We start from the raw sequence: 25,630 nt of genomic DNA on the forward strand, positions 1-25,630 counted from the left end.
CCGCTTCATGACCTACCAGCCGCCCGTTCGCGAACACGCCTTCATCCTGCGCGACGTGCTCAACATCGACCAGCACGGCGACCTGCCGGGCTTCGCCGACGCGTCGTTCGAGACCGTCGAGCAGATCCTCGAGGCCGCCGCCCAGTTCACCGGCGAGGTGCTGGCCCCGCTCAACCCCGTCGGCGACAAGCAGGGCTGCGTCTGGAGCAAGGACTTCACGGTCAAGACGCCGGACGGCTTCAAGGAAGCCTACAAGCAGCTGTGCGAAGGCGGCTGGACGGGCCTGGGTTCGGATCCGACCTACGGCGGCCAGGGCCTGCCCCACGTCGTCAACCTAGCCTTCAGCGAGATGTCGAGCTCGGCCAACATGGCCTTCTCGATGTATCCGGGCCTGGCCCACGGCGCCTATTCGGCCATCCACACCGGCGGCAGCGACGACCAGAAGAACACCTATCTGCCCAAGATGGTGTCCGGCGAATGGACCGGCACCATGAACCTGACCGAGCCGCAGTGCGGCACGGACCTGGGCCTGCTGCGCACCAAGGCCGTTCCGGAAGCCGACGGCGCCTATCGCATCAGCGGCCAGAAGATCTGGATCAGCGCCGGCGAGCACGACATGGCCGACAACATCGTCCACCTGGTGCTGGCCCGCATCGAGGGCGCCCCGGCCGGCGTGAAGGGCATCAGCCTGTTCATCGTGCCGAAGTTCCTGCCCAAGGCCGACGGCTCGGTCGGCGAGCGCAACGAGGGCGTCAAGTGCGTCGGCCTCGAAGAGAAGATGGGCATCCACGGCAACGCCACCTGCGTGATGCAGTACGAGGACGCCAAGGGCTGGCTGATCGGTGAAGAGAACAGCGGCCTGAAGCTGATGTTCGTGATGATGAACGAGGCCCGCCTGGGCGTCGGCCTGCAGGGCGTCGCCCAGGCCGAGGCCGCCTACCAGGCCGCCGTCGCCTTCGCCAAGGACCGCCTGCAAGGCCGCTCGCTGACCGGCCCGAAGAACGCCGAAGGCCCCGCCGACCCGATCATCGTCCACCCGGACGTGCGTCGCATGCTGCTGGAGAGCAAGGCCCTGATCGAAGGCGGCCGCGCCTTCCTGTTCTGGACCGCCCTGCACGGCGACCTGGCCCACCATCACCCGGACGAGGCCGTGCGCGCCAAGGCCGAGGACTATATGGGCCTGATGACGCCGGTGCTGAAAGGCTACCTGACCGACAAGGGCTTCAAGATCTGCTCGGACGCCATGCAGGTGCACGGCGGCAGCGGCTTCACCGAGCACTTCCCGGCCAGCCAGTACCTGCGCGACGTCCGCATCGCCCTGATCTACGAAGGCACCAACGGCATCCAGGCCCTGGACCTGGTCGGCCGCAAGCTGGCCGCCAAGGGCGGTCGCGGCGTGATGACCTTCTTCCAGGAAGTCGACCAGTTCATCGGCGAGAACGACGGCGACGCCGAGCTGAAGCCGTTCATCGAGGCCCTGGCCGGCGTGAAGGCCCAGCTGCAGGACGGCACCATGTGGCTGATGCAGAACGGCCTGCAGAACCCCGACAACGCCGGCGCGGCCTCGACCGACTACATGCATCTCTTCGGCCTGACCGGCCTGGCTTACATGTGGGCTCTAATGGTCAAGGCGGCCAACGCCAAGATCGCCGCCGGCTCGACCGACCCGTTCTTCACCACCAAGATCGTCACGGCGAAATATTTCATCGAGCGCGTCCTGCCTGACGCCGGGGCGCATCTGGCCAAGCTGAAGACCGGCTCGGCCACCCTGATGGCCCTGCCCGCGGAGGCCTTCTGATCATGGGCGTGCTCAACCTCGAAAAGCCGGCCTTCATGGCCGAAGAGGACATCGCGATCTTCGAGGACGCGGTCGGCAAGTTCTTCGACGAGCACGCCCCCGAATCCGTGGTGGCGACGTGGCGCAAGAACCACGTCGTCGACCGCGAGATGTGGAACACCGCCGGGCGGGCGGGCCTGCTGGGCCTGACCGTTCCGGAGGAATACGGCGGGGCCGGCGGCGACTATCGCCACGAGGCCGTGCTGATGGAGCAGTTGGGCCTGAAGGGCGTCGACGGCTTCGGCATCAGCCTGCACAACGCCATCGTCGCCCCGTACATCGTCCACTACGGCACCGAGGAGCAGAAGCAGCGCTGGCTGCCGCGCCTGTGCACCGGCGAGCTGGTCGGCGCCATCGCCATGACCGAACCGGGCGCGGGCTCGGACCTGCAAGGCATCAAATCCACCGCCAAGGTCGTCGGCAACCAGTACGTCGTGAACGGGTCAAAGACCTTCATCACCAACGGCCAGACCGCCAACCTGATCATCGTGGTGGTCAAGACCGACCCGACGGCCGGCGCGCGCGGCACCAGCCTGATCGTGGTCGAGACCGACGGCGCGGAAGGTTTCGAGCGCGGCCGCAACCTCGACAAGCTGGGCCACGAGGCCCAGGACACGTCGGAGCTGTTCTTCAACGACGTGAAGGTCCCGACCGAGAACCTGCTGGGCTCGGACGAGGGCCAGGGCTTCTTCCAGCTGATGGGACAACTGCCCCAGGAGCGGCTGAACATCGCCGTCCAGGGCATGGCCACCATCGAACGGGCCCTGGAGCTGACCATCGACTACGTCAAGCAGCGCAAGGCGTTCGGCAAGGCGATCATCGACTTCCAGAACACCCAGTTCGTGCTGGCCGAATGCAAGACCGAGGCGACCGTCGCCAAGGTGTTCGTCAACCACTGCATCGAGCAGCACCTGGCCGGCAAGCTGGACGCGGCCACCGCCTCGATGGCCAAGTACTGGATCAGCGACCTGGAGAACAAGATCGTCGACCGCTGCCTGCAGCTGTTCGGCGGCTATGGCTTCATGAACGAATATCCGATCGCCCGGATGTATCGCGACAGCCGCGTGCAGCGCATCTATGGCGGCACCAACGAGATCATGAAGCTGCTGATCGCGAGGACGCTCTAGCATGCTGGTCGAAGCCGCCGTCGTCCTGTGCCTGACCAACGCGACCAACGTGGCCGTGTCCGGACTGGTGCGCGACGGCCGCTTCAAGACCACCTCGGCCAAGCTCGAGGGCAACAGCCTGACCTATCGCGAGCCCCTGGCCGAGACGCCGTTCCCGGCGGTGGAGGCCGGCCAGACCGGCTGCGCCAACGTCGACGGCGTAACCCTGGCCAAGCCGCAGCTGGTGGTTCGGCCGGGCCAGTCCCCCGCCGTGGTCGCCGCCGCCGGCGGCGAGCATCGCAGCGACACGCTTTGCCGTCCGACCAAGCCGCTCAAGGCCGGCGAACGCCTGACCTTCGTCTATCGCAAGAGCCTGTTTGGCCAGCTTACGTGCAAGGAGACCCGCTGATGCCGATCGCCGCCGCTCCGCCGCCCGCCCAGGTCGCTTCCGACAGCCGCTCGGCCGTCGTCTGCGTGCGCGCGGCCGGTCCGCGTCCGCTGTTCTTCACCGGCAAGCTGGTGGGCAAGAAGCCCGGCTCCAAGCCGCCGGGCGATTTCGAGCTGCCGCTGAAGGTCGGCGTCGACCAGTGCAACAACCTGCTGCGCTCGAAGGTGGCCGACTGGACCCTGTCGGTGACGACGCCGGGCTTCACCGCCTGCAAGCTGGCGGCGCCGGAGTTCGGCTATCGCGTCACCTACAGCGCCAAGGCCGGCGCCCGGGGCCTGGCCTGCGCGCCGATCGCCAAGTCGCCGATCGGAACTTGGAAATAATGAGCCTGGCCCTACGCCTTGTTGACGCTGTTGGCCTTGATCTGGGCCGCGCCGCGCGCGTCCAGGTCCTTGCGCGTGGCCTCCAGGCTGAGCGGGCCCAGCAGCGTGGCGTTGACCGCGTCCATGCCGGGCGCCGCGACGCCGGGCTTGCGGGCGATCAGGTAGCGCAGGCTGAGCCGCTCGTTATCGGCGGCGTCGGGCTGGGTGCCGTGCAGGGTGCAGGCGTGCCACATGGCCGCGTAGCCGGTCTTGCCGGTCAGCAGGTGCTGGCGGGTCTGGACCTCGTGGCCGCGCCCGTCGCGATAGAGCCAGCCGGTCTCCCCTTCGCTTGTGGGGTTCTTGGTCAGATCGTGCGGGAACAGCGTCCCGCCCAGCTTGTGGCTGTCCTCCAGCAGGAACAGCGGGGCGTCGTGCGTCCCCACGTCGTGCAGGTAGATGTACAGGGTGATGAAGTCGGCTTCCCGGTCCTTGTAGTCGATCAGGTCCTGGTGGAAGTCGATGCCGTAGAAATAGGTGATGTCCCGGAACGGGGCCTTCACATAGGCCCCCAGGTTGTTGACCGGGTTGCCGGCGATGCGGGCCTTCAGCCAGTCGGGCACGACGCTGGCCGGCACGCCGCAGATCAGCTTCTTGAGCAGGATCTCGTAGCCGTCGCCCAGCAGGGCGCTCAGGGCCGAGACGATGGCCGGGTCCTTCTCGACGAAGGCCAGCTCGTCCTCGAAACGCTCCAGCAGGTTCCTGCCGGGCGCGGGGTTCACCCCTATATATTGCGGGTCGGCGTCGAACTCGGCTTCCGACAGAAAGAGGTCCGCATCGAACGTCCGCAGCGCGCGGATCTTGGCCAGCAGGGCGCTCGCCGCCGCCGGGTCCACGCCGCCGCCGAACACATGATAGCCGCGCGCGATGAAGTCGCTCACCACCGGGTGGGCCGCGTCCGTCGAGCGCTCGGCTGCCGTCATCGTCCTGATCTCCAAATCACCGGAATCAGACGCCTTTTTGGTTAACGAACCATCCAAGCCTACGCAGGAAGGAGCCATACAATGGCCGACGCTTACATCTTTGACGCCGTGCGCACGCCGCGCGGCAAGGGCAAGAAGGACGGATCTCTGCACGAGATCACGGCCCTGTCCCTGGCCACCCAGGTCCTGGAAAGCCTGCGCGACCGCAACAACCTCGACACCTCGTACGTCGACGACGTCGTCCTGGGCTGCGTCGCCCCAGTGGGTGAACAGGGCAGCGACATCGCCCGCACCGCCGTCCTGACCGCCGACTACGCCGAAAGCGTCGCCGGCGTGCAGATCAACCGCTTCTGCGCCTCGGGCCTGGAAGCCGTGAACATGGCCGCGGCCAAGGTCGCCTCGGGCGAAGCCAACCTCGCCATCGGCGGCGGCGTCGAGAGCATGAGCCGCGTGCCCATGGGCAGCGACGGCGGCGCCTGGCCCACCGACCCGTCCTCGGCCTTCAAGACCTATTTCGCCCCGCAGGGCGTGTCGGCCGACCTGATCGCCTCGCTGTACGGCTTCAGCCGCGACGACGTCGACGCCTACGCCGTCGAGAGCCAGCGCCGCGCCGCCGCCTCGTGGGCCGACGGCCGCTTCAAGAAGTCGGTGATCGGCGTGAAGGACCAGCTGGGCCTGACGATCCTGGACCACGACGAGACCGTGCGCGGCTCGACCACCATGCAGACCCTGGCCTCGCTGAACCCCTCGTTCCAGGGCATGGGCGACATGGCCTTCGACGCCGTGGTCACCCAGCGCTATCCGCAGGTGGAGAAGGTCAATCACGTCCACCATGCCGGCAACAGCTCGGGCATCGTCGACGGCGCCGCCGGCGTGCTGATCGGCACCAAGGAAATGGGCGAGGCCCTGGGCCTTAAGGCAAGAGCCCGCATCAAGGGCGCCGCCTCGATCGGTTCGGAGCCCTCGATCATGCTGACCGGGCCGTCGCTGGTCACCGAGAAGCTGCTCAAGAAGCTGAAGATGGAGGTCAAGGACATCGACCTCTACGAGCTGAACGAAGCCTTCGCCGCCGTCGTCCTGCGCATGATGCAGGCGCTGAACATCCCGCACGACAAGATGAACGTGAACGGCGGCGCCATCGCCATGGGCCACCCGCTGGGCGCCACCGGCGCGATGATCCTGGGCACCATGGTCGACGAGCTGGAGCGCTCGGACAAGGAAACCGCCCTGATCACCCTGTGCGTCGGCGCCGGCATGGGCACCGCCACCGTCATCGAACGCGTCTAAGAGCCGAGGACCAACGACAATGGAAAACTTCAAGATCGAGGTCGACGGCGACGGCATCGCCCTGGTCACCTTCGACGTGCCCGGCCGTACGATGAACACCCTGACCGCCTCGGTGATCCGCGAGATCGGCGAGCTAGTCGAGCGCATCAAGACCGACGACGCCATCAAGGGCGCCGTGCTGACCTCGGGCAAGACCACCGGCTTCTGCGCCGGCGCCGACCTGGGCGAACTGGGCGGGGCCGAAGGCGGGATTGGCGGCGGCGACCTGAAGGCGGCGTTCGACGCCGGCTTCGCGCTGAACAAGGCCTTCCGGGCTCTCGAAACCGGCGGCAAGCCGATCGCCGCGGCGATCAACGGCTTGGCCATGGGCGGTGGTCTGGAAATGACCCTGGCCTGTCACTACCGCGTCGTGGGCGACAACCCGAAGATCCAGCTGTCCCTGCCGGAGGCCAAGGTCGGCCTGCTGCCGGGCGGCGGCGGCACCCAGCGCCTGACCCGCCTGATGGGCGTGATGGCCGCGGCCCCCTTCCTGCTGGAAGGCAAGTCTATGAAGCCGGCCGAGGCCCTGGGCTTCAAGGTCGTGCACGAGGTCGTTCCGGCCGGAACCGAGGTCGAGGCCGCCAAGACCTGGGTCAAGACCAAGGGCGACCCGGTCGCCCCGTGGGACAAGAAGGACTTCAAAATCCCCGGCGGCGGCCCCTACACGGCCAGCGGCAGCCAGGTGTTCATCATGGGCAACGCCATGCTGCGCAAGCAGACCTATGGCAACTATCCCGCCCAGCTGAACATCATGAAGGCGGTCTATGAGGGCCTGCAGGTGCCGTTCGACGCGGCCATCCGCATCGAGACCCGCTACTTCCTCAAGACCCTGATGTCGCCCCAGGCCAAGGGCATGATCCGCACCCTGTTCCTGTCTCTCCAGGAGCTGGGCAAGGGCTCGGGCCGGCCGGCCGGCGTGCCGCACTACGACGTCAAGAAGGTCGCCGTCCTGGGCGCCGGCATGATGGGCGCGGGCATCGCCTACGTCCAAGCCATGGCCGGCATCGAGACCGTGCTGATCGACCAAAGCCAAGAAGCCGCCGACAAGGGCAAGGGCTACGCCGAGGGCCTGGTCAAGAAGGCCGTCTCGCGCGGCAAGATGACCCCTGAAAAGGGCGAAGCCATCCTGGCGCTCATCCACCCGACCGCCGACTACGCCAACGTCAAGGGCAGCGACCTGGTCGTCGAGGCCGTGTTCGAGAACCGCGACGTGAAGGCCGGCGTCACCAAGCTGGCGGAAGCCCAGTTGGCCGACACCGCGATCTTCGGCTCCAACACCTCGACCCTGCCGATCACCGGCCTGGCCAAGGCGTCGGTGCGTCCGGCCTCGTTCATCGGCATCCACTTCTTCTCGCCGGTCGACAAGATGGGCCTGGTCGAGATCATCATGGGCGAGGAGACCTCGCAGGAGGCCCTGGCCAAGTCGATCGACTACGTCCTGAAGATCAAGAAGACCCCGATCGTCGTCAACGACAGCCGCGGCTTCTACACCAGCCGCTGCTTCGGCACCTTCGTGCAGGAAGGCATGGAGCTGCTGGCCGATGGCTACGCCCCGGCCATCATCGACAATGTCGGCCGGGCCACCGGCATGCCGCGCGGTCCGCTGGAGATGCACGACGACGTCGCGCTGGACCTCTCCTACAAGATCGCCCAGCAGACCAAGAAGGACCTCGGCGACAAGTACGAGGAGCGCCCCTTCACCACGATCATCGAGAAGATGGTCGAGGGCGAGGGCCGCTACGGCCGCAAGAACGGCAAGGGCTTCTACGACTATCCGGAGAACGGCCCCAAGGTGCTGTGGAAGGGCCTGGCCGACCTGGCGCCGGTCAAGATCGCCGAGGTCGACAAGGCCGGCATCGAGGAGATCCGCACCCGGCTCCTCTACCGCCAGGCCGTGGAAGCCGCCCGCTGCTTCGAGGAAGGCGTGATCACCGACCCGCGTGAAGCCGACGTCGGCGCCATCCTGGGCTGGGGCTTCGCGCCCTGGACCGGCGGCCCGGTCAGCCTGATCGACGGCGTGGGCGTGGCCAAGTTCGTCGAGGCCTGCGACGCCCTGGCCCAGAAGTACGGCGCGCGCTTCGCCCCGCCGCAGCTGCTGCGCGACATGGCCGCCAAGGGCGAGACCTTCTACAGCCGCTTCGGCGTCAAGGAGAAGGCCGCCGCCTAAAGGCGACGTTCCGACCACAACGGAAGGGCCCGGCGGCGACACCGGGCCCTTCTCGTTTTCGGCCTCATTCGTTTCAGGCCCGACTTGTCGCGGCCATGCTCCCGCCGCACCCCGTCGCTAGAGCTTGGTTCGGTGAGATCGAGCCTATCTTTGACCCATCCCGCCAATGACGGCGCCCTAGTGGTCCGCCAGGAAGGTCGTCATGCGCCAGGCCCAGGATCGCGCTCCGTGAAATCGGCCCGGCGGCGCTGGCTGGTGGTCGGCGGCCTGTCGCTGGCGTTCCACGCCCTGCTGGGCTGGGCCCTGCTGATCGGCGTGCCCGCCCCGCCGACCCTGGTCGAGCCCCGCAGCGTCGAGGTCAGCCTGCTGGCCCCCGCGACGCCCGACCGCCCAGCGCCGCGGGAAACGGCGTCCGCCACGCCGGCCTTCCATCGTCCGACCGCCGTCCCACCGCCCAGCGTCCCGACCCTTGCCGTTCCGGGGCCGGCGCCGGCGCAGCGCGGCGAGATCGTCGCCCCGCCCGGCTTCACCGCGCGGGGGACCCTGACCGGCGGCGGCGAGGCCCTGCGCGAAGCCGCCCGCAAGAGCGGCTGCACGCAGGCCGACATCGTCAAGTTGACCAAGGCCGAGCGCGAGGCCTGCGCCGAAGCCCTGGGCGCCAAGAACAAGAACGGCCCGGCCCTGTACGCGGCGATCGACCCCGACAAGAAGGCGGCTTTCGACGGCGACTGCAAGAAGGACGACGACTGGTGCCTCTACCGCACCGGCAAGGGCCCCTATCCCGGCCTGTTCGCCATCGGCAAGAAGAAGAAGATCAAGGGCTGGGACTAGGGCTCCGAGAAGAACGCGATGAGAACCGGCGCGATGGCGTCCGGGCGCGCGTTGTGACCCTGGCCGTCCAGCGTGAGGCGCCGTGCGTTCGGGACGGCCTGGGCGATCGTGTCGGCCGAGGCGCGCATGAACGGCATCGTCTCACGGCTCGCGCCGCCGTCCATCACCAGGACCTTGGCGCGGACCTTGGCGGCCCGCTCGACGGGAACCGAGCGATCATCGCCGATCGCGGCCACGTCATACGGCAGCGTCGGCGCCATCGCCTCCATGCCCGCCCAGGCCGGCGTCGTCTTCATCTCGGCGACCGCGGCGTCGGGGATCCCGACGAACTTCATGTGATGCAGCACCGCCTCGCCACGACGCCCCGCGTCGAGCAGGCCGGCCTGCTCGGCCCTGTAGGTTCTCCACTTGTCCGCGGCGCCCGCCGACTGGTCATAGGGCGCTTCGTAGAGGGCCAGCTTGTCGACCTTCGGACCCAGCGCGCTGGCCGCTTCCAGCGCGAGCGCGGCGCCGGAAGAGAAGCCGGCCAGATAGACGGTTCCGCCGGCCGCCTCGATCAGCGCCGCGATATCCTCGATCTCGCGCTCGACGGCGAAGGGTGGGGTGTCGCCGCTGTCGCCTCGCCCCCGGCGGTCATAGCTGTAGACCGTGAAGCGCCCCGCCAGCAGCTTGGCGATGTCCGAACCCGCCTCTCGCCCGGCCAAGGCGCCGTTCACCAGGATGACGGGCGGGCCGCTCCCCTGCTTGTCGTAGGCGATCTTCGTGCCGTCTCTCGAAGTGACAGTGTGCATCCTGGCTGCCTCGGCGGAATAGGTCTGTGAAGGATCCTGCTTTCGGTCGTTTTCAGCGCCGCATCCGGCCAGAGCCCCGGCCAAGATGAGACAGCCGACCATCAGCGATCTTGTCGCCGGGCTGGATGATGTGCGTGGGTTCGGCGTCATGAAGGGATCGCTTCCATCTTCGCCCCCTTGCCCCTTTAGGCCGCGGCCGCATCGATCGCTTGGGGGAAATTGCGCTTTCATTCGATGCGGCGGACGTTGAGCTGGCCGGGCTCGACGGCAACGAAAAAGGGCCCCGTCTCGCGACGGGGCCCTTCTCGTTCGACAGGCTTGGGTCTTACCAGGCCTTGCTGAGGGTCACGAAGGCGCGACGCTCGACTTCCAGGCCCGACGTCTGGCGCTGGTGGCCGTCGGTCAGGTTCTGGCCGCTGACCGCCAGGGTCAGGCCGTGATCGAAGGTGCGGGCCACGCGGCCGCCCAGGGTGACGTAGTCCTCGACGCTGACCAGCGCGCCGGTCGACAGGTAGGCCTTGTGGTCGCCGGTGTAGTGGAAGAAGCCGTCGGCGGCCCACTGGGCGTTGGCCCAGCCGAACGAGACGTTGGCGCGGGTTTCCGGCGTCGTGGCCGAGAAGTTGGCCAGGCGGACGGTCGGCGAGAAGCCGGCGGTCGGTTCGTCGTCGACGTCGGTGAAGGTCCAGTCGCCGCTCCAGTGGTAGCCGCCCGAGATCTTGCCCGAAGCGCTCAGCTCCACGCCCCACATCTTGCTGTCGCCGATGTTGCGATAGCTGAGCAGCGGCAAGACGCCCGGCGCGGTCGGCATGACGTCGATCTGGCCCGAGGTCGGCTGGCCCTTCACGTCTTCGGTCTTCTGGCTGAAGACGCTGACGCCGGCCTTGGCGTCCAGGCCCGGCAGGGCGCGCTCGTACCCGACTTCGTAGTTGGTGACGATCGAGGGCTCCAGGGTCGGGTTGCCGATCACGCCGATGGTGAAGGGACCGGAGACGACCCGCAGTTGCACCGCGCCCAGGTCGACCAGGGTCGGAACCTGCACGCCGCGCGCGGCGGTGGCCTTGAAGGTGTCGGCCTGGGTCGGACGATAGACGGCGCCGAAGTTGTAGCTGGCCTTCTTGATCGAGCGATCCCAGTAGGCGTTGGTCACGGCCGGGTAGCCGGCCGGGAACGTGCCTTCACGCGACAGGCTCAAGTCGTCGTAGCGGCCGGCGGCGGTCACGGCCAGCTTGTCGCTGACGGCCCAGTTCCACATGCCCGAGACCGAAGCCACTTCGTAGCTCAGCTTGCCGCCGACCAGCGGGGCCGTGTTGACCTCGTTCTTGCGATACTCGCCGCCGATGCGGAACGTATGGTTCGCGCCGATCTTGAACAGGTCCTGGACACTGACGACGTCCAGCTTGTTCTCGAAGCGGGCCTTCTGGCCGACGATCAGTTGCTTGGCCGTCAGGTTGGTCTCGTAGGCCGAGACCTGCAGCAGGCCCAGCTTGGTGTCCGAAGCCAGGGTCGCCTTGACCGAGGTCGTGACGTATTTGCTGGGCGAGTAGCTGTAGTTCGAGACCGCCTCGCTGACCTGGACGTTCGACCACGAGCCTTCGACCCGCAGTTCGGTCTTCTCGGTCAGCTGGGTGATGGTGTCCAGGTTGGCCGAGACCCGGGCCGGGTCGGTCAACAGGTTGGACGCCACGCCGGTGGTGTTCTTGTACTCGTCCATCTGGGCCGCGCCGGCCGACAGGCGGGCGAAGAAGCGCTCGCCCAGCTTCACCGACTTGACCACCGACAGTTCGCCGTAGCCGTTCGTGCCGCCCGTAAGGGTGACCGAGCCGGCGCTGTCGAACTTGGGGTTCTGGGTGATGATGTTGATCACGCCGCCCACGGCGTTGAAGCCGAACAGGGCGCTGTTGGGGCCCTTGACGACTTCGATCTGGCGGATTTCCGACAGCTGCACCGGCAGGGTGGCCCAGGCGGTGTAGCCGTAGTGGTCCAGATAGACCTGGCGGCCGTTTACCAGCACCAGCAGGCGCGGCGACATCGCCTGGTCATAGCCGCGGACGCTGACGTCCGAGGCGCCGGCGCCCCAGTTCAGCACGTCCAGGCCGGCGACGCGGCTGAGGATGGTCGGCAGGTCGACAGCGCCCGAGCGCTTGATGTCGTCGGCCGAGATGATCTCCATGGCGACCGGAACTTCGGTCGAGCGCTGCGGCGAGCCGGTGGCGCTGGTGGTGACCGGTTCGTTGAACAGCTGCTCCATCGAACCGTAGTCGATCGATTGGGCGTGGGCGGTCCCAGTGGACGCCAGGGCGGCCATGGACAGGGCGAAAGTGGCCGAAACGCCGGCCAGAAGAGTCTTTTTCATGATTGGTTCTCTGGGCTCGGTTCGGATCAGACTTCGCGGATCATCATGCGGAAGGCGGCCTTGAAGACCGCGCCCACGGCGGCGGCGGCCGCGCGGTTGACGACGATCTCGACCTTGGGGTCGGCCGAGACGCTCATCACGCAGGCGCCGCTGGTGGCGCACGAGGTGTCCGAACCGATGGTGATGATCTTCTTGGCCTTGGCGGCCGCGCCGACGTTGACGCCGGTGGTGACGTAGAGGGCGGCGACGCCGCTGACGCCCGAGACGGCCGAGGCTTCGACCGGCTTGGCGGTCAGGGTCACGGCGCCGGCGCTCATACCGCCGCCGATGGCGGCCATCACGGCGTTCTTCTCGGCGACCGAGGCGGGCTTGGACGGATCGAAGACCACGCCCAGCACGGCTTTGCCGGTCGGGCCGTTCTCGAGGAAGGTCAGCGCGCGGCCGGCGACCTGGACGTCCTTGGCGGCGTCGGCGTGGGCGGCGCTCAACGGCGCAAACACGAGGGTCAATGCGCAGAGCGCGACGGCGCTCCGGGTATTTCTTTTCGACATTCTGTATCCCCTGCCCGAGTTTCTTCCGGGCTTCACGAGGCGGCAGATGTCGCGGAAGGAGTAAACGAGACTGTAATGGGATTCAGATAACGCCGGTACAATTCATGTGTAGTGAAGCCGACATTAAAGACTATTTTCGTCAAAGAAGTCAGAAACGCACGTCAATTCGAACTATCCGATTTGTCTATACAGAATTCGATGCAACTTTTGCGGCGCAACAAGCATCGTTGAGGCGACCATGACGACCAGATGCGCGATGATAGCCTTTGATTTGCGGCATTCAGTCAAAACCCCTGGCTTCTGGTCAGTAGAAGTCGCGATTCTGCGAGTTAAAGATCCGTCGTCGGACATTTTGTCGCAACGCAGCGAAAACCGCCTGGCGAGACGCTTGGTCGCAGGCCCGCGCGCCTGGGAGGCGGGGCCGAAAGCGGGAATCGAAGACTGGGAAGTGGTGCCGCTTACAGGACTCGAACCTGTGACCCCCTCATTACGAATGAGGTGCTCTACCAGCTGAGCTAAAGCGGCGCGCTTCGTCTCCGGGCCGCTCGAAACGGGTCCGGAAGACACTGGTGTTCCTGGCGCCAAATCACCGACCCGGCGCGAGGAGCGGCCTATTTAGCGGCGCGAGGGCCGCTTGCCAAGCGTCGGCGTGAACCCGTCTTGCGACGAGGCGCCGGAGCGCCGGTTTCGGGGTCGGACGACGGGGCCGCGTCGAGGCCGCCATCGCCGGTCCCGTCGCCGATTCCGGGCCCGATTCCGGGATCGTCGGGGATGGGCATCAGGGCGCCGCCGGTCTCGGCCGCCCGGACGAAGGGCGTGGATTCCGCATAGGCCGATGGCAGCTGCGGCAGTTCGCTCATCGTGCGTTCGCGGCGCTCGAAGCGCGGATGGATCAGTTCGCCGGTCTCGGCGTAGCTGACGGTCAGCCGCGCCCAGTCGTCCCGAGCGTAGGCGAAGGCCCGGCCTTCAGGGTCCAGGTCCGACCAGTCGGGCTCCTGCGGCGCGGCGGCGCCCCGGGCGACCCAGGCGCGGGCCTCGTCGGCCTCGCCGCAGGCATAGGCGACGCGGGCCATCAGGCCGGCGACCCGTGCGGTCAGCGGTTCTTCAGGAAGAAGACGCGCGGCGGCCCGGGCGGCGATCGGATCGCCGCCGATCAGGGCGCTCTCGACCTTCAGCAGCCGGCTTTCGCGGGCTTCGGGTTTCAGATTGGCGAGGGCGGCCAGGCGGGTCGCCCGCAGCTTGGGGGTCTCGCTGGTCTTCAGGTCGCGATAGGCCAGCCACAGGGCCGGGTGTGGGGCCTGTTTCCAGGCGGTCTCGATCAGGGTCCCGGCCTTGGCGGCCTTGCCGTCGGCGGCCTGCAGGCGCGCGGCCATCACCACGCCGGGCGCGAACTCGGGCTTGAGCCTGGCGGCCTGGGTCGCGAAGTCCAGGGCCTGGGCCAGGGTCTTGGGGTCGTCGGACTCCTCCAGACCGGCGGCCGAGGCGGCCAGCAGGGCGGCCCTGGCCCGTTCGGCGACCAGCGGCGGGACGATCTTGCGGTCCAGCGCGCCCTGGACCAGGGCCAGGGCCGCTTTCCAATCACCCGCCTCCAGGCGCGCCTCGAGAAGCGCGCGCCAGGCCCAGCGGGCGGTCTTGGCCAGGCCGTAGGCGGTCTCGGCGTGCCTGAGGGCGAGCGCCTTGTCACCCTCGGCCAGGGCGGTCTGCATCAGGCCGCGCAGGCCGGCCAGGCGCATCTCGGGGAAGCCCAGCATGGCGTTGTAGGCCTGGCGCGCGGCAACGTGGTCGCCCGCCGCCTCGGCGGCCTGGGCGGCCAGGACGCGGACCAGGGCCGGCGCGTCCTCGGCCAGTTCAGACGCCTTCTGGGCCAGGCGGCGGGCTTCCGAACCGTCGCCGGCCGCCACGGCCAGGAAGCCGCGCGACAGGGCCTCGACGCCCTGCTTGCGCTTGGCCTCGGCGCGGGCCCGGGCGGCGCGCTTCGGCGCCTCGATCACCCACAGCAGGGCGCGCCACAGGATCGTGGCCAGCAGCGCCGTGAACAAGGTCATCAGGGCGGCCGCGGCGGCCGTCATCTCGACCCGCCAGCCCATCCAATCCAGGCTCGCCGCGCCCGGTTCGCCGGTCAGGGCGACCATCGCCACGGCGATCGCGGCGACGAGGAAGAAGACGATCGCCGCGCGGATCATGGGGCCACCGGGGCGGCGGGCGGATAGGCCCCCTGGGCGCGCGTCACCTGGACCAGGCCGGCCAGGGCGTCGGCGCGGATCGCGGCGATGTGGCGGTCGATCTCGATCCGGCGCTCGGCGGCGGCGCGCCACGGCGCCAGCACGGTTTGAGCCGGAGAGGGCAGGCTCTCGAGGGTGGTCAGAGCCCCTTCGATATCGCCCTCGTTCAGCAGCCTCTGGGCGCGCGCCAGGACCGCGTCGGGCGTGCCGCCCTGGGTCGTGCCGACCTGGCGGATCGAGACGATGCTGGACAGGGCGTGCCGCAGCCGGGCCAGGAAGTCGGCGTTGCGGCCGGGGTCGCGGGCTGCGACGGCGACGCGGCCGGCCACGGTCTCGAATTCGTCGGCCAAACCCGCGCGAGTCGGCGCGCCGTCCTGGGCCAGGCGGGCCAGGCCGCGCAGGTCGGGCGACAGGGGCAGGACGCGCTCCAGGCCGGCCAGCTCCTCGGCGAACGGCCGGGCGGTGCGGGCGGCGTCGGCCAGGGTGGCGGCGGCCAGGGCCGCGCCGGCGGCGTCCAGGGCCCGCTGCTGGCCCGTTTCGAGAACGGCGACACGGCCTTCCAGCTGCGCCACGTCGTCGGACGCCGGCGGCGGGACGGCGGCGACGCTGGGCGCGCCGTAAAGCGGCTGGCCGGGTCCGGCTTGGGAAGACGGGGTCGCGCTTCCGACGGGCTGCTGGACGGCGGGCGGCGGCTTGGCGCCGGAGAACCAGGTCGGGCCGAATCGCGCCAGGGCCGCGCCGGCCGCCACGCAGAGGATCCCGAAGGCGATCAGCGCCCAGAAGCCCGGACCCAGCAGGCGGCGACGCCCATACAGCGCCGGGTCGCGCGGGGCGTCGGATTCAACGGGGTCTGGAGCGAGCGTCATGCGCCATTCGTGCCCCACGCCGCCGCGCCGCGCAATCGTCCAGCTAGAGCGTGAGCAGATCCAGCAGCGCGGTTTCGGTCGGGTGCGGCGCGCAGACCACGGACGCCAGGCGGCCGTCCTGCTCCGCCGTCCCGAGCGCGCCCGCCACGGACGGCGACAGGCACAAGGCCCGAAGGCTGGGCGCGGGGCGGGCCTTCAGCACCCGAGCCAGCTTGCCCGCCGCGCGGGGCGAATAGAGCAGGACCGCGGCCATCGATCCCAACTGGRCCAAGGTCGCGGCTTGAGGGTCACGCTCGACCGTTTCGTAGACCGCCACGCGCCGGGCGCTCAGGCCGGCCGCGACCAGGGGCGAGACGAGGTCGCCGGCGGGTTCCAGGGCGCTGGGGTGCAGCACCACGCCGCCGATCCGCGGCCCCTGCCCCACGATCAGCGCCGCGAGGGCGCCGACGTCGCCGTCGGCCGAGACCACCTCGGCGAAGCCGGCCTCGCGCGCGGCCAGGGCGGTGCGGTCGCCCACCGCGAAGGCGGGGCGACTCCTATCGGCGCAGAGGCGGGCGAAGGCCTCCACGCCGTTGACGCTGGTGAAGGCCAGGGCCGCCACGCCGTTCAGATCGATCGACGGCGACAGGGGGACCACCTCCAGAAGTGGATCCACCAAGGGCGGAAGGCCCATGGCCGCAAGCCGCGCGGCGGTCTGCTCGGCGCCCGGCGAGGCGCGCGTGATCCAGATCCGCGGCGCGGCCGCCACCATCAGCCTACTCGGTCAGGATGAGGGCGGGACCGCCCTCGGCGCGCACGGCCGCGCCCAACTCCAAGCCCAGGACCCGAGCTTCGTCGGCGGCGTCCTGGCTCGACAGAACCACCGAGCCTTCGCGGCGGAAGCGCCGGGCGCCGTCCGGGGTCAGGGCCTCGACGATCATGGTGAGGGTCAGGCCGTCCAGCCGGGCATGGGCGCCGACCGCCGTGCGGCACGAGCCCTCCAGGGCGTAGAGCGCGCCGCGCTCGGCGGCCACGGCCAGGGTCGTGGCCTGGCAGCGCACGGCCTGCAGCCACGGCAGGTCGACGTCCTCGGCGCGGGTCTCGATGACCAGGGCGCCCTGACCCGGCGCGGGCGGGGCGGCCAGGGGATCGAGCCAGCTGCGGGTCAGGTGGCCCAGGCCCAGGCGGTTCAGGCCGGACTGGGCCAGCAGGATGGCGTCGGCCTCGCCGCGTTCCAGCTTGGCCAGTCGGGTGTCGACATTGCCGCGCAGCATGACGACTTCGAGGTCAGGGCGCACGTGCAGGGCCTGGGCCTGGCGACGCAAGGAGGCGGTGCCCAGGCGCGCGCCCTTGGGCAGGTCTTCCAGCCGCTCGGCCACATGGCTGATGAAGGCGTCGCGCGGATCCTCGCGCTCGGGCACGGCGGCCAGCACCAGGCCCGGCGGCAGCTGGGCCGGCATGTCCTTCAGCGAATGGATGGCGCAGTCGATGCGCCCGTCCAGCAGGGCTTCCTCGATCTCCTTGGTGAAGAGGCCCTTCCCGCCGATCTCCATCAGTCGGCGATCCTGGATGCGGTCGCCGCTGGTGACGATCGGGATCAGCTGGGCGAAGGCGTCGATATCGTCGCCGGGCGTCCAGCCAAGGGCCGTCGCGATGCGGGCCTGCATCAGGCCGGACTGGGCCAGCGACAGCTTGGAGCCGCGCGCGCCGATACGGATGGGTTGCCGGGACAAGGTTCGAACGTTACCTGCAAGGTCGAAAGACGCCTTGCCTGCTACAGGAGCGGCGAAGCGGCCGCAACCAGATGACCCCCTTAAGGAAAATGGGCCTCACCATCCTTGGACTGGAAACCAGCTGCGACGAGACCGCCGCGTCCGTCGTGCGCCGGGACGAGGACGGCCGCGTTACGGTGCTGTCGTCGATCGTCGGCACCCAGTTCGAGCAGCACGCCCCGTTCGGCGGAGTGGTGCCCGAGATCGCCGCCCGCGCCCATGTCGAGGCCATCGACGCGGTCGCGGCCGAAGCGATGCGGGCGGCGGGGATCGGCTTCGACGCCCTGGACGGGGTGGCCGCCACGGCCGGGCCCGGCCTGGTCGGCGGGGTGATGGTGGGCCTGGCGTTCGGCAAGGCCGTGGCCCTGGCCCGCGACCTGCCGCTGGTGGCGGTCAACCACCTGGAGGGCCACGCGGTCTCGGCCCGGCTGGGGGCCTCGATCGACTATCCGTTCCTGCTGCTGCTGGTCTCGGGCGGGCACTGCCAGCTGCTGGAAGTAGCGGGGGTCGGGGCCTGCACCCGCCTGGGCACCACCATCGACGACGCGGCCGGCGAGGCCTTCGACAAGATCGCCAAGAGCCTTGGCCTGCCCTATCCCGGCGGTCCGGCGCTGGAGAAGCTGGCGGCCAGCGGCGATCCCTCCAAGTTCGACCTGCCCCGCGCCCTGCTGGGCCGCAAGGATTGCGATTTCTCGTTCTCGGGCCTGAAGACCGCCGCCGCGCGCCTGGCCGAGAAGGTGACGTCCGAGCAGGAGCGCGCGGATCTCGCCGCCGCCGTCCAGTTCGCCATCGCCCGCCAGCTGTCGGAGCGCACCGACCGGGCGATGAAGCTCTACGCCGCCAGCCATCCGGACCAGGCCCTGCGCTTCGTCGTGGCCGGCGGGGTGGCGGCCAACGGCGCGGTGAAAGAGGCGCTGCGGAGGAACTGCGCCGACAACGGCTTTTCCTTCGACGCCCCGCCCCTGGCCTACTGCACCGACAACGCCGCCATGATCGCCCTGGCCGGGGCCGAGCGGCTGGCGGTCGGGATTTCCGACGATCTGGACGCCGTGGCGCGTCCGCGTTGGCCGTTGGACGAGGCGGCGGCGTTATCCAATCCGAGCAACAGTTTCGGTCGCAAGGGAGCCAAGGCATGACCTTCAAGCACGTCGGCGTCATCGGCGCCGGGGCCTGGGGCACGGCCCTGGCCCAGGTCGCGGCCCGGGCCGGCCTCCAGGTCACCCTGCAGGCCCGCGAGCCCGAAGTCGTGGCCTCGATCGCCGCCGACCGCGAGAACACCCTGTTCCTGGCGGGCGTGAAGCTGGAAGACGCCGTCACCGCCTCGGCCGACATGGCCGCCCTTTCGGCCTGCGACCTGATCCTGGCCGTGCCGCCGGCCCAGCACCTGCGCTCGGCCCTGGTCGCCCTGAAGCCGCACCTGAAGGCCGGCGTGCCCGTGGTGCTGTGCTCCAAGGGCGTCGAGCAGGGCACGCTGAAGCTGATGAGCGACGTCGCCGCCGAGGTGCTGCCGGGTCAGCCGATCGCCGTGCTGTCGGGGCCCAGCTTCGCCGGCGAGGTGGCGCGGGGCCTGCCCACCGCCGTCACCCTGGCCTGCGAGGACGAGGAACTGGGCCAGCGGATCGGCCAGGCCATCGCCATCCCGACCTTCCGCCCCTACTGGGCCGCCGACGTGATCGGGGCCGAGGCTGGCGGGGCGGTGAAAAACGTCCTGGCCATCGCCTGCGGCATCTCCGAGGGCAAGGGCCTGGGCCGCAGCGCCCACGCCGCCCTGATCACCCGCGGCTTCGCCGAACTGACCCGCCTTGCCGTGGCCCTGGGCGGCAAGACGGAAACCGTCGCCGGCCTGTGCGGCCTGGGCGACCTGGTCCTGACCTGCTCCAGCCCGCAGTCGCGCAACATGAGCGTCGGCCTGGCGCTGGGCGGCGGCCAGACCCTGGAACAGGCCCTGGCCGGCAAGGTCTCGGTGGCCGAGGGCGTGGCGTCGGCGCCCGCCGTGCGCGCCCTGGCCCGCTCGCTGAATGTCGAGACCCCGATCTGCGAGGCCGTCGCCGCCATCCTGGCCGGCGAGGTCGATGTCGACAGCGCCATCCTGGGTTTGCTTTCGCGGCCGCTGAAGGCCGAGGTTTAGACGCCCTGCGTCCTTCGAGGCTCGCCGACGGCTCGCACCTCAGGATGAGGTAAGTGAGCGACTTCTGATTTCCTCATCCTGAGGCGCCCGCGCAGCGGGCCTCGAAGGACGCAGGGCTTTTCCACCTAGCCAAGGACCCCGCCCCATGCCGCTCTACGCCATCACCTGCAAGGACAAGCCCGGCGCGCTCGAGACCCGCCTGGCCACCCGCCCCAAGCACCTGGCCTATCTCGCCGAGTCCAAGGTCCTGAAGCTGGCCGGCGCCCTGCTGGACGACGACGGCAACCCGGTCGGCTCGATCCTGATCGTCGAGGCCGACAACAAGGCCGCCGCCCAGGCCCAGGCCGACAACGACCCCTACACCGCGGCCGGCATCTTCGAGAGCGTCGAGATCCACACCTGGCGGCTGGCGGTCGGCTCGGTCTAGCCGCCATGCCGCTGTTCGCCCTGCACTGCCTGGACGGGCCGGACACGGCGGCGCTGCGCACGGCCACCCGACCGGCCCACCTGGCCTATGTCCGCGCCAGGGCCGACGAATACCGGTTCGGGGCCTATCTGCTGGACGAGGCGGGGGCGATGTGCGGCTCGCTGATGGCGGTCGAATGCGCCAACCTGGCCGCCGCGCGGCGCTTCTCGGCCGAGGATCCCTATGCGCGGGCCGGGCTGTTCGCGCGGATCGACATCCACGAATGGCCAATGGGGATCGATGCGCCATGAACCCCGCCCGCCCCGTCTCCGGGACCGTGCTTTGCGCGCTGGACGAGATCGCCTCGCCCGGCGCGCGCGGCTTTCGCTTCCGGGCCGAGGACGCGGTGTTCGCAGGCTTCGTGGTGCGGCGGGGCCGGGACGTGGTCGGCTATGTCGACAGCTGTCCGCACGCCGGCTGGCCGCTGGCCGGACCGAGCGGCCGGTTCCTGACCCGCGAGAACGACCTGATCCTCTGCGGCGGCCACGCGGCCCTGTTCCGCATCGAGGACGGGGCGATGGTGGCGGGGCCCTGCCAGAACGTCTCCCTGACCCCGTGGCCGGTGCGGGTGGTGGGCGACGCGGTCGTCACCGCCTGAGATAACGGCGGTCGCCAAGCGCCACGGTCAAGGTTAGGGTCCGCCTCAACGAAGACCTGGAAGCAGGATTGGGGCGCGCCATGGACATCATTCTGCTGCAGCCGGGCGAGCCTGAGCTTGTCTATCCGCCGGCGGTTCCCAGGATCGACGGCCTGCCCGCCGCCGTGATCGGCGGCTTCGATCCCGGGCTGTGCGCGCCGCTGATCGCCTTCGGCCAGGACCTGAAGGCGCCCGCCTCGGCGACCGCGCCGCCGGCTGCCGCCTTCACCGTGGTCAAACCCGTCGACGCCCTGTCGGTGAAGCTCTACGAGTTCTGCCTGCGGGCCAAGCCTCTGGGCGAGGGCCGCGAGCGCCCCACCTATCTGCACCGGGTGAGCAATGGCGTCCTGATGTTCACCGTCGCCCTGCGCGACGCGGCGATCACCGACATCCAGCTGCAGGGCCAGGCCGACGGATCGACCGTCGAGCGCCTGACCTTGAACCCCTCCGAAATGCTGTGGACCTACTACAGCGGGGCCGGGACGCTGCACAGCGGTTGGAGCACCCTTCTGAAAGAGCCGATCGCCAGCTTCACCTGACCGTTCCTTAACCCCTTGGCGCTAGGGTTTTCCGACACAAACGGGGAAGCCGCGCCATGGCCGACGGGTCCAATCCGAATTTCGACGACGCTCTGACCGACGCCGAGGACGCGCGCGGCCTCGGCGCCAAGCTGCGCTCGTTCGCCAAGGTCAATCCGCGCTTCGCCCCCGAGCTGGCCCGCACGATGCTGGCCAAGCGCGACCATTCGGTGGTCGAGGCCTTCAACGCCCACAGCGAAAAGGTCGGCTACGAGTTCACCTCGGGCTGGGCTTCGAACAACATCCCGTTCGTGACGCCGCTGCTGCGCGACTTCGCGGGCAAGCGCGGCGACGCGGGCATCCGCTACCTGGAGATCGGGGCCTATGAGGGCCGTAACCTGGCCTTCATGGACTGGCTGATCCCCGGCCGACTGGACGTGACGGTGATCGACCCGTGGTTCGACGAGGCCCTGAACCCGGAAGAGAAGTACCACGCGGTCGAGCCGCGTTTTCACCGCAACATGGCCAAGACCGGCTTCCGGTCGATGACGGCCCGCAAGGGCTTCTCGACCTATGAGCTGCCGAAGATGTTGGCGGCCGGCAAGCAGTTCGACCTGATCTATGTCGACGGCAGCCACACCGCCCTGGCCGTGCTGATCGACCTGTGCTTCTGCGCCAGCCTGCTCAGCGTGGGCGGCATGATGGTGCTGGACGACTACTGGCACGACATCAGCGAGATCGGCGGGCCGGGCGTGAAACAGGCCGTCGACCAGTTCTTCGGCGCGTTCGGCCGCTACTTCGAGATCACCGCGGTCTACCGCCAGGTGGCCCTGACCAAGATCGCGGAGATTCCGAGGTAGAATTATCCGGACGTCGGCGGCTTCTGGCCGAAACACCTCTGGAACGACCAGAATACGTCCGGGTCGACGACGCAGTCGGGCCTGGTGGCGAGCGCCAACCGGGCCATGGCCGCCCCATAAGCCAAGCCGGGACCTTCCCCGCCGCAGGCGGCGCCCGACGCCGTGCGGGCCCCCGTCCTGCCCGTCGCGCCCAGGAACGTTATCCAGCCATGGCAGATCGGCGGCGCCGGCGGGCGAGGCATGCCCGGCGCCGGCTCATCCCAAGCCTTGAAACGAGGCGGCTTGAAAGTCGCGCCCTCCGCCTTCGCCAGGATCGACCAGCTCTCGCGCGGCAGGTCGACCACGCGCTCGGACCCGTCGCGATTCTTGAAGGTCAGGGTCACCGCGCCCTTGCGTGCATGTTCGACTTGCAGGCTGGGCATGGGCAGCATCCCGTAGGGATCCATGAAGACCGCCTGCCGCACTTCGCGTCGCGCGGCCTGGATCTCGGCCAGGGGCGACAGGCCGACCGCGACCAGCCTTTGCCGCTCGAAATCCCGCTGGACTTTCTGGCCGCGCTCGAAGCGTTCGCGCTGACTGTCCTGCCCATGGGCGACGCCGGACAAGCCGAGCATCAAAGCCATGGCGGCCAGCATGCGTAGAGGTCGCGCCGTCATCCCGGCCCCTGTCCCAACAACTTCAGGACGAGACTAGTCCGGGCCAGACGGCGCGCAAGCCATGACGGCTAGACCCTGACCTCGGCCGAGAAATCGGCCAGGTCGTCGATCAGCGACTTGGCCGCCTGGGCCACCAGCGCGCCGCCCTTTTCGGGCGTGGCCTGGGCCGGGTCGGAGCCCATGCGGCCGTCGGCGTAGCGGGCGCGGAAGTCCAGCGCCTCGCGGATCGGGCCGGTCGGGGCGATTTTCGGCGAATAGTCCACGGACTTGATGCTGTCCGGATAACCCCACTGGGTCACGGCGATCTCGGACGGCGTCGCATGGCTGCCGTGGCCGGTCGGGAACTGCTGGTTGGCCAGGCTGAGCACGCCCTTCAGGTCCCACCAGTTCTTCAGCTTCAGGGCGAAGGGCGCGCGTTCCTTGCGGAAACTGTACTCGGCGTAGATCTCGGAGAAGGCCGCCTCGATCGAGGCGACGTTGCCGCCGTGGCCGTTGAGGAAATAGATCTTCTCGAAGCCGTGGGCGCCCAGCGAGCGCACCCAGTCGCCGATCGCGGCGATGAAGGTCGAGGGCCGCAGGAAGATCGTGCCCGGGAACGCCAGATGGTGCTGGGCCATGCCGACATTGAAGGTCGGGGCGACCAGCACGGTTTCCGACAGCTTCGAAGCCTCGTGCGAGATGATTTCCGGGCATAGCCAGTCGGTGCCCAGCAGGCCTGTCGGCCCGTGCTGCTCGTTGGAGCCGATCGGCACCACCACCGTCTTCGACGTCGCCAGATAGGCCTCGATCTCGGGCCAGGTCGAAAGGGCGAGCAGCATGGCTGGAAACTCCGCGAGAAATCCTGGGCGGCGCCGGGGAAGGCGCGCGCCTACAAATTGGGGACGGCTTTACGCCCATCCAATGGCTCGACACACCCCCTTTGGGCCGACCCTCTTTGGCGGATCAGGAGAGACGTCCATGACGCTCAAACTCGGCGACATTGCGCCGGACTTCACCCAGGACACCACCGAGGGCCCGATCCATTTCCACGACTGGGCCGACGGCAAGTGGGTGGTGCTGTTCTCGCACCCCAAGGACTTCACCCCGGTCTGCACCACCGAGCTGGGCGCCGTGGCGCGCCTGAAGCCCGAGTTCGACAAGCGCGGCGTCAAGGTGATCGGCCTGTCGGTCGACCCGGTGGACAACCACGCCCGGTGGGCCGCCGACATCGCCGAGACCCAAGGGACCGCCCCGAACTTCCCGATGATCGCCGACACCGACCTGAAGGTCGCCAAGCTCTACGGCATGCTGCCGGCCGACACGGCGGGCGGCTCGGACGGCCGCACGGCGGCCGCCAACGCCACGGTGCGCAACGTCTTCATCATCGCGCCCGACAAGACCATCAAGCTGATCCTGGTCTATCCGATGACCACGGGCCGGAACTTCGACGAGATCCTGCGGGTCATCGATTCCATGCAGCTGACGGCCGCCCACAAGGTGGCCACCCCGGCCGACTGGAAGCAGGGCGAGGACGTGATCATCGTCACCTCGGTGGACAACGAGACGGCCAAGACGCTGTTCCCGGACGGCTGGGACGAGCAGAAGCCCTATCTGCGGGTGGTCAAGCAGCCGGCCTGAATTCGGCCGTCAGTCTTCGGCCCGAAGCCGCGCGACCAAGGCTTCGGATAGGGCCTGCAGATCGTCCTGAGCGGAAGGGGCGGCGACGCTGGACAGCAGGACCAGGCCCAGCCGGTCCTCGGGATAAAGATCCAGGAAGCTGCTGAACCCATAGGTGCCGCCCGAATAGCGCAGGCGGCGCCCGCCGGTCGGGGTCTCGCCAATGATCCAGAAGAAGCCGACCGACAGCTTGCGATCCAGCGTGAACCACGTGCCCTGGTGGCTCAGGCGCATGGCGGCGTCGGGCTCGGCCAACTGATAGGCGGCGTATTTCAGCATGTCGGCGGCGGTGTAGGAGAGCCCGCCGGCGGGGCGGCTGAAAGGCATGTCCAGCCGGGGCGCGACCGCGCCGGTCTCGTCGTGGCCCGGGATCAAAGTCCCGCTTCCGGTCGCCGCCATGCCTAACGGAGCCTCGACGTAGCGGGACAGCAAGATCTCGTAAGGCTGGCCGCAGACCCGCTCCAGCACATAGGCGAGCAGTTGCGCCGAGACGTTGGAATGGGCCGGCTGGTCGCCGGGCTTGGCGGTCAGCTTGGCGGCGTGCAGGTCGGCCAGGAACCGGACCTTCGAATAGGCCCGCAGCGCCGCCGCCTTGTCGGCGAGGGCCGGGACGCCCGAAAGGTCGGGAATATTGTCGGGCAGGGCCGAGGTCATGTTGGCCAGGTGCAGCAACCGCACCGGCTCGCCCTCGAAAACCAGGTTCGGATAGTCGCCGTCGAGATACTTGCGGACGTCGTCCTGCAAGGCGACCCGGCCCTCGACCACGGCCTGGGCCAGGATCAGTCCGGCCATGGTCTTGCCGATAGAGCCAATCTCGTAGTTGGCGCCCGACGCCGACGCGGGGTCGCCGCCGTAGCCCACCACCGTCGCCTGGCCGTCGCGTGTCACGCCGATCGAAAGCTGCCCGCCGTGCTTGGCCACATAGGCCTGGGCCAGGGGCGCGGCGACGCGATCCAGCGTGGCCGGCGCGGCGCCGACGGCCGCGGACGACAGACCGCTCGCGAAGAGCCATGCGACGACGAACGCTCCGACCATCCTGGCCATGGCTTCCTCCCCACCGATCGACGGGACCAAGCTATGCGCGCACCGACGCCGTTCGCAACCCCCGCGCCATGGGACGCGGCCACGGCGGAAGTTCACAAATTCCCCAATGGTCTTCTTGCGCCCCGCCGGTCGCC

26 protein-coding genes, 1 tRNA gene and 1 pseudogene are annotated in these 25,630 nt (G+C 69.1%); 16 read left to right on the plus strand and 12 right to left on the minus strand.

The window, feature by feature from the left end; all coding sequences use genetic code 11:
• Nucleotides 1-7 precede the first annotated feature (7 nt).
• From AC1DYP_RS06410 to AC1DYP_RS06425, 4 genes are read left to right on the plus strand one after another with little or no spacing between them, the layout of a single operon-like run.
• Nucleotides 8-1,798: an acyl-CoA dehydrogenase C-terminal domain-containing protein gene (locus AC1DYP_RS06410; protein ID WP_477045640.1), complete on the plus strand. Its 1,791-nt coding sequence runs from the start codon at nt 8-10 to the stop codon at nt 1,796-1,798.
• A 2-nt stretch (nt 1,799-1,800) separates the two neighbouring features.
• A complete protein-coding gene (locus AC1DYP_RS06415; protein ID WP_477035088.1) occupies nt 1,801-2,964 on the plus strand; it encodes an acyl-CoA dehydrogenase family protein in 1,164 nt (387 codons plus the stop codon).
• Between the two features lies 1 nt (nt 2,965).
• Nucleotides 2,966-3,352, plus strand: coding sequence for a hypothetical protein (locus AC1DYP_RS06420; protein WP_477035087.1), 387 nt, complete (start codon nt 2,966-2,968; stop codon nt 3,350-3,352).
• The gene (locus AC1DYP_RS06425; RefSeq protein WP_477035086.1) at nt 3,352-3,714 is read left to right on the plus strand and encodes a hypothetical protein; all 363 of its coding nucleotides are present in this window, start codon (nt 3,352-3,354) and stop codon (nt 3,712-3,714) included. The genes AC1DYP_RS06420 and AC1DYP_RS06425 overlap by 1 nt, the downstream gene beginning before the upstream one ends.
• Before the next feature lie 11 nt (nt 3,715-3,725).
• Here AC1DYP_RS06425 and AC1DYP_RS06430 read toward each other — a convergent pair whose 3' ends face one another.
• Nucleotides 3,726-4,673, minus strand: coding sequence for a phytanoyl-CoA dioxygenase family protein (locus AC1DYP_RS06430; RefSeq protein WP_477045641.1), 948 nt, complete (start codon nt 4,671-4,673; stop codon nt 3,726-3,728).
• An 81-nt stretch (nt 4,674-4,754) separates the two neighbouring features.
• Between AC1DYP_RS06430 and AC1DYP_RS06435 the strand changes: the two genes are divergently transcribed.
• From AC1DYP_RS06435 to AC1DYP_RS06445, 3 genes are all read left to right on the plus strand, one after another.
• Nucleotides 4,755-5,960, plus strand: a complete 1,206-nt coding sequence (locus tag AC1DYP_RS06435) for an acetyl-CoA C-acetyltransferase (protein WP_477045642.1) — start codon at nt 4,755-4,757, stop codon at nt 5,958-5,960.
• 19 nt (nt 5,961-5,979) lie between these two features.
• The gene (locus AC1DYP_RS06440) at nt 5,980-8,166 is read left to right on the plus strand and encodes a 3-hydroxyacyl-CoA dehydrogenase NAD-binding domain-containing protein (RefSeq protein ID WP_477045643.1); all 2,187 of its coding nucleotides are present in this window, start codon (nt 5,980-5,982) and stop codon (nt 8,164-8,166) included.
• Nucleotides 8,167-8,394: 228 nt separating this feature from the next.
• Nucleotides 8,395-8,997, plus strand: coding sequence for a hypothetical protein (locus tag AC1DYP_RS06445; protein WP_477045644.1), 603 nt, complete (start codon nt 8,395-8,397; stop codon nt 8,995-8,997).
• On the opposite strand, the gene AC1DYP_RS06450 is transcribed toward AC1DYP_RS06445, so the two are convergent.
• The 8 genes from AC1DYP_RS06450 to hemC form a co-directional block, all read right to left on the minus strand.
• A complete protein-coding gene (locus AC1DYP_RS06450; RefSeq protein WP_477045645.1) occupies nt 8,994-9,788 on the minus strand; it encodes an alpha/beta fold hydrolase in 795 nt (264 codons plus the stop codon). The genes AC1DYP_RS06445 and AC1DYP_RS06450 overlap by 4 nt on opposite strands.
• A 325-nt stretch (nt 9,789-10,113) precedes the next feature.
• Nucleotides 10,114-12,141, minus strand: coding sequence for a TonB-dependent receptor plug domain-containing protein (locus tag AC1DYP_RS06455; protein WP_477045646.1), 2,028 nt, complete (start codon nt 12,139-12,141; stop codon nt 10,114-10,116).
• A gap of 26 nt (nt 12,142-12,167) precedes the next feature.
• Entirely contained in the window at nt 12,168-12,641 is a 474-nt protein-coding gene (locus AC1DYP_RS06460) for a hypothetical protein (RefSeq protein ID WP_477035108.1), read from the minus strand.
• Nucleotides 12,642-13,141: 500 nt separating this feature from the next.
• Nucleotides 13,142-13,217: transfer RNA gene (locus AC1DYP_RS06465), tRNA-Thr, on the minus strand.
• Nucleotides 13,218-13,303: 86 nt separating this feature from the next.
• Nucleotides 13,304-14,875: a heme biosynthesis HemY N-terminal domain-containing protein gene (locus AC1DYP_RS06470; RefSeq protein ID WP_477045647.1), complete on the minus strand. Its 1,572-nt coding sequence runs from the start codon at nt 14,873-14,875 to the stop codon at nt 13,304-13,306.
• Nucleotides 14,872-15,780, minus strand: coding sequence for a COG4223 family protein (locus AC1DYP_RS06475; protein WP_477045648.1), 909 nt, complete (start codon nt 15,778-15,780; stop codon nt 14,872-14,874). Before AC1DYP_RS06475 ends, AC1DYP_RS06470 begins: the two co-directional genes overlap by 4 nt.
• 43 nt (nt 15,781-15,823) lie before the next feature.
• On the minus strand, nt 15,824-16,531 hold the full coding sequence (locus AC1DYP_RS06480) for a uroporphyrinogen-III synthase (protein ID WP_477045649.1): 708 nt from the start codon (nt 16,529-16,531) through the stop codon (nt 15,824-15,826).
• A 4-nt stretch (nt 16,532-16,535) separates the two neighbouring features.
• Nucleotides 16,536-17,492, minus strand: a complete 957-nt coding sequence (gene hemC, locus AC1DYP_RS06485) for a hydroxymethylbilane synthase (RefSeq protein ID WP_477045650.1) — start codon at nt 17,490-17,492, stop codon at nt 16,536-16,538.
• A 71-nt stretch (nt 17,493-17,563) separates the two neighbouring features.
• Between hemC and tsaD the strand changes: the two genes are divergently transcribed.
• The 8 genes and pseudogenes from tsaD (at nt 17,564) to AC1DYP_RS06525 (ending at nt 22,140) form a co-directional block, all read left to right on the plus strand.
• Nucleotides 17,564-18,667 (plus strand): tRNA (adenosine(37)-N6)-threonylcarbamoyltransferase complex transferase subunit TsaD, encoded by a 1,104-nt coding sequence (gene tsaD, locus AC1DYP_RS06490; RefSeq protein ID WP_477045651.1) that lies wholly within the window; start codon nt 17,564-17,566, stop codon nt 18,665-18,667.
• A complete protein-coding gene (locus tag AC1DYP_RS06495) occupies nt 18,664-19,659 on the plus strand; it encodes an NAD(P)H-dependent glycerol-3-phosphate dehydrogenase (protein ID WP_477045652.1) in 996 nt (331 codons plus the stop codon). Before tsaD ends, AC1DYP_RS06495 begins: the two co-directional genes overlap by 4 nt.
• Nucleotides 19,658-19,775: pseudogene (locus tag AC1DYP_RS06500) on the plus strand (hypothetical protein); the annotation flags it as partial. The gene AC1DYP_RS06495 and the pseudogene AC1DYP_RS06500, both read left to right, overlap by 2 nt.
• Before the next feature lie 29 nt (nt 19,776-19,804).
• Nucleotides 19,805-20,086 carry a YciI family protein gene (locus AC1DYP_RS06505; RefSeq protein ID WP_477045653.1) on the plus strand — a complete coding sequence of 94 codons (282 nt, stop codon included), beginning with the start codon at nt 19,805-19,807 and terminating at the stop codon, nt 20,084-20,086.
• Between the two features lie 5 nt (nt 20,087-20,091).
• Entirely contained in the window at nt 20,092-20,376 is a 285-nt protein-coding gene (locus AC1DYP_RS06510) for a YciI family protein (protein ID WP_477045654.1), read from the plus strand.
• On the plus strand, nt 20,373-20,723 hold the full coding sequence (locus AC1DYP_RS06515) for a Rieske (2Fe-2S) protein (protein WP_477045655.1): 351 nt from the start codon (nt 20,373-20,375) through the stop codon (nt 20,721-20,723). Before AC1DYP_RS06510 ends, AC1DYP_RS06515 begins: the two co-directional genes overlap by 4 nt.
• Nucleotides 20,724-20,803: 80 nt before the next feature.
• A complete protein-coding gene (locus AC1DYP_RS06520) occupies nt 20,804-21,301 on the plus strand; it encodes an Hcp family type VI secretion system effector (RefSeq protein WP_477045656.1) in 498 nt (165 codons plus the stop codon).
• Nucleotides 21,302-21,357: 56 nt separating this feature from the next.
• Nucleotides 21,358-22,140: a class I SAM-dependent methyltransferase gene (locus AC1DYP_RS06525; protein ID WP_477045657.1), complete on the plus strand. Its 783-nt coding sequence runs from the start codon at nt 21,358-21,360 to the stop codon at nt 22,138-22,140.
• A 2-nt stretch (nt 22,141-22,142) separates the two neighbouring features.
• On the opposite strand, the gene AC1DYP_RS06530 is transcribed toward AC1DYP_RS06525, so the two are convergent.
• Nucleotides 22,143-22,775, minus strand: a complete 633-nt coding sequence (locus AC1DYP_RS06530; RefSeq protein WP_477045658.1) for a hypothetical protein — start codon at nt 22,773-22,775, stop codon at nt 22,143-22,145.
• Nucleotides 22,776-22,864: 89 nt separating this feature from the next.
• On the minus strand, nt 22,865-23,614 hold the full coding sequence (locus AC1DYP_RS06535; protein WP_477045659.1) for a creatininase family protein: 750 nt from the start codon (nt 23,612-23,614) through the stop codon (nt 22,865-22,867).
• Nucleotides 23,615-23,753: 139 nt separating this feature from the next.
• Here AC1DYP_RS06535 and AC1DYP_RS06540 point away from each other — a divergent pair, with 139 nt between their 5' ends.
• Nucleotides 23,754-24,413 carry a peroxiredoxin gene (locus tag AC1DYP_RS06540; protein WP_477045660.1) on the plus strand — a complete coding sequence of 220 codons (660 nt, stop codon included), beginning with the start codon at nt 23,754-23,756 and terminating at the stop codon, nt 24,411-24,413.
• 9 nt (nt 24,414-24,422) lie between these two features.
• On the opposite strand, the gene AC1DYP_RS06545 is transcribed toward AC1DYP_RS06540, so the two are convergent.
• Nucleotides 24,423-25,496 carry a serine hydrolase domain-containing protein gene (locus tag AC1DYP_RS06545; protein ID WP_477045661.1) on the minus strand — a complete coding sequence of 358 codons (1,074 nt, stop codon included), beginning with the start codon at nt 25,494-25,496 and terminating at the stop codon, nt 24,423-24,425.
• Between the last annotated feature and the right edge of the window lie 134 nt (nt 25,497-25,630).

The organism is Caulobacter sp. P1_D6, assembly GCF_056406095.1.

Bases quoted from the DNA above. Each gene is read 5' to 3' on its own strand.
- AC1DYP_RS06410 (WP_477045640.1), top strand. From the start codon at position 8: ATGACCTACCAGCCGCCCGTTCGCGAACACGCCTTCATCCTGCGCGAC.
- AC1DYP_RS06415 (WP_477035088.1), top strand. From the start codon at position 1,801: ATGGGCGTGCTCAACCTCGAAAAGCCGGCCTTCATGGCCGAAGAGGAC.
- AC1DYP_RS06420 (WP_477035087.1), top strand. From the start codon at position 2,966: ATGCTGGTCGAAGCCGCCGTCGTCCTGTGCCTGACCAACGCGACCAAC.
- AC1DYP_RS06425 (WP_477035086.1), top strand. From the start codon at position 3,352: ATGCCGATCGCCGCCGCTCCGCCGCCCGCCCAGGTCGCTTCCGACAGC.
- AC1DYP_RS06430 (WP_477045641.1), bottom strand. From the start codon at position 4,673: ATGACGGCAGCCGAGCGCTCGACGGACGCGGCCCACCCGGTGGTGAGC.
- AC1DYP_RS06435 (WP_477045642.1), top strand. From the start codon at position 4,755: ATGGCCGACGCTTACATCTTTGACGCCGTGCGCACGCCGCGCGGCAAG.
- AC1DYP_RS06440 (WP_477045643.1), top strand. From the start codon at position 5,980: ATGGAAAACTTCAAGATCGAGGTCGACGGCGACGGCATCGCCCTGGTC.
- AC1DYP_RS06450 (WP_477045645.1), bottom strand. From the start codon at position 9,788: ATGCACACTGTCACTTCGAGAGACGGCACGAAGATCGCCTACGACAAG.
- AC1DYP_RS06455 (WP_477045646.1), bottom strand. From the start codon at position 12,141: ATGAAAAAGACTCTTCTGGCCGGCGTTTCGGCCACTTTCGCCCTGTCC.
- AC1DYP_RS06470 (WP_477045647.1), bottom strand. From the start codon at position 14,875: ATGATCCGCGCGGCGATCGTCTTCTTCCTCGTCGCCGCGATCGCCGTG.
- AC1DYP_RS06475 (WP_477045648.1), bottom strand. From the start codon at position 15,780: ATGACGCTCGCTCCAGACCCCGTTGAATCCGACGCCCCGCGCGACCCG.
- tsaD (WP_477045651.1), top strand. From the start codon at position 17,564: ATGACCCCCTTAAGGAAAATGGGCCTCACCATCCTTGGACTGGAAACC.
- AC1DYP_RS06495 (WP_477045652.1), top strand. From the start codon at position 18,664: ATGACCTTCAAGCACGTCGGCGTCATCGGCGCCGGGGCCTGGGGCACG.
- AC1DYP_RS06505 (WP_477045653.1), top strand. From the start codon at position 19,805: ATGCCGCTCTACGCCATCACCTGCAAGGACAAGCCCGGCGCGCTCGAG.
- AC1DYP_RS06510 (WP_477045654.1), top strand. From the start codon at position 20,092: ATGCCGCTGTTCGCCCTGCACTGCCTGGACGGGCCGGACACGGCGGCG.
- AC1DYP_RS06515 (WP_477045655.1), top strand. From the start codon at position 20,373: ATGAACCCCGCCCGCCCCGTCTCCGGGACCGTGCTTTGCGCGCTGGAC.
- AC1DYP_RS06520 (WP_477045656.1), top strand. From the start codon at position 20,804: ATGGACATCATTCTGCTGCAGCCGGGCGAGCCTGAGCTTGTCTATCCG.
- AC1DYP_RS06525 (WP_477045657.1), top strand. From the start codon at position 21,358: ATGGCCGACGGGTCCAATCCGAATTTCGACGACGCTCTGACCGACGCC.
- AC1DYP_RS06530 (WP_477045658.1), bottom strand. From the start codon at position 22,775: ATGCTGGCCGCCATGGCTTTGATGCTCGGCTTGTCCGGCGTCGCCCAT.
- AC1DYP_RS06535 (WP_477045659.1), bottom strand. From the start codon at position 23,614: ATGCTGCTCGCCCTTTCGACCTGGCCCGAGATCGAGGCCTATCTGGCG.
- AC1DYP_RS06540 (WP_477045660.1), top strand. From the start codon at position 23,754: ATGACGCTCAAACTCGGCGACATTGCGCCGGACTTCACCCAGGACACC.
- AC1DYP_RS06545 (WP_477045661.1), bottom strand. From the start codon at position 25,496: ATGGCCAGGATGGTCGGAGCGTTCGTCGTCGCATGGCTCTTCGCGAGC.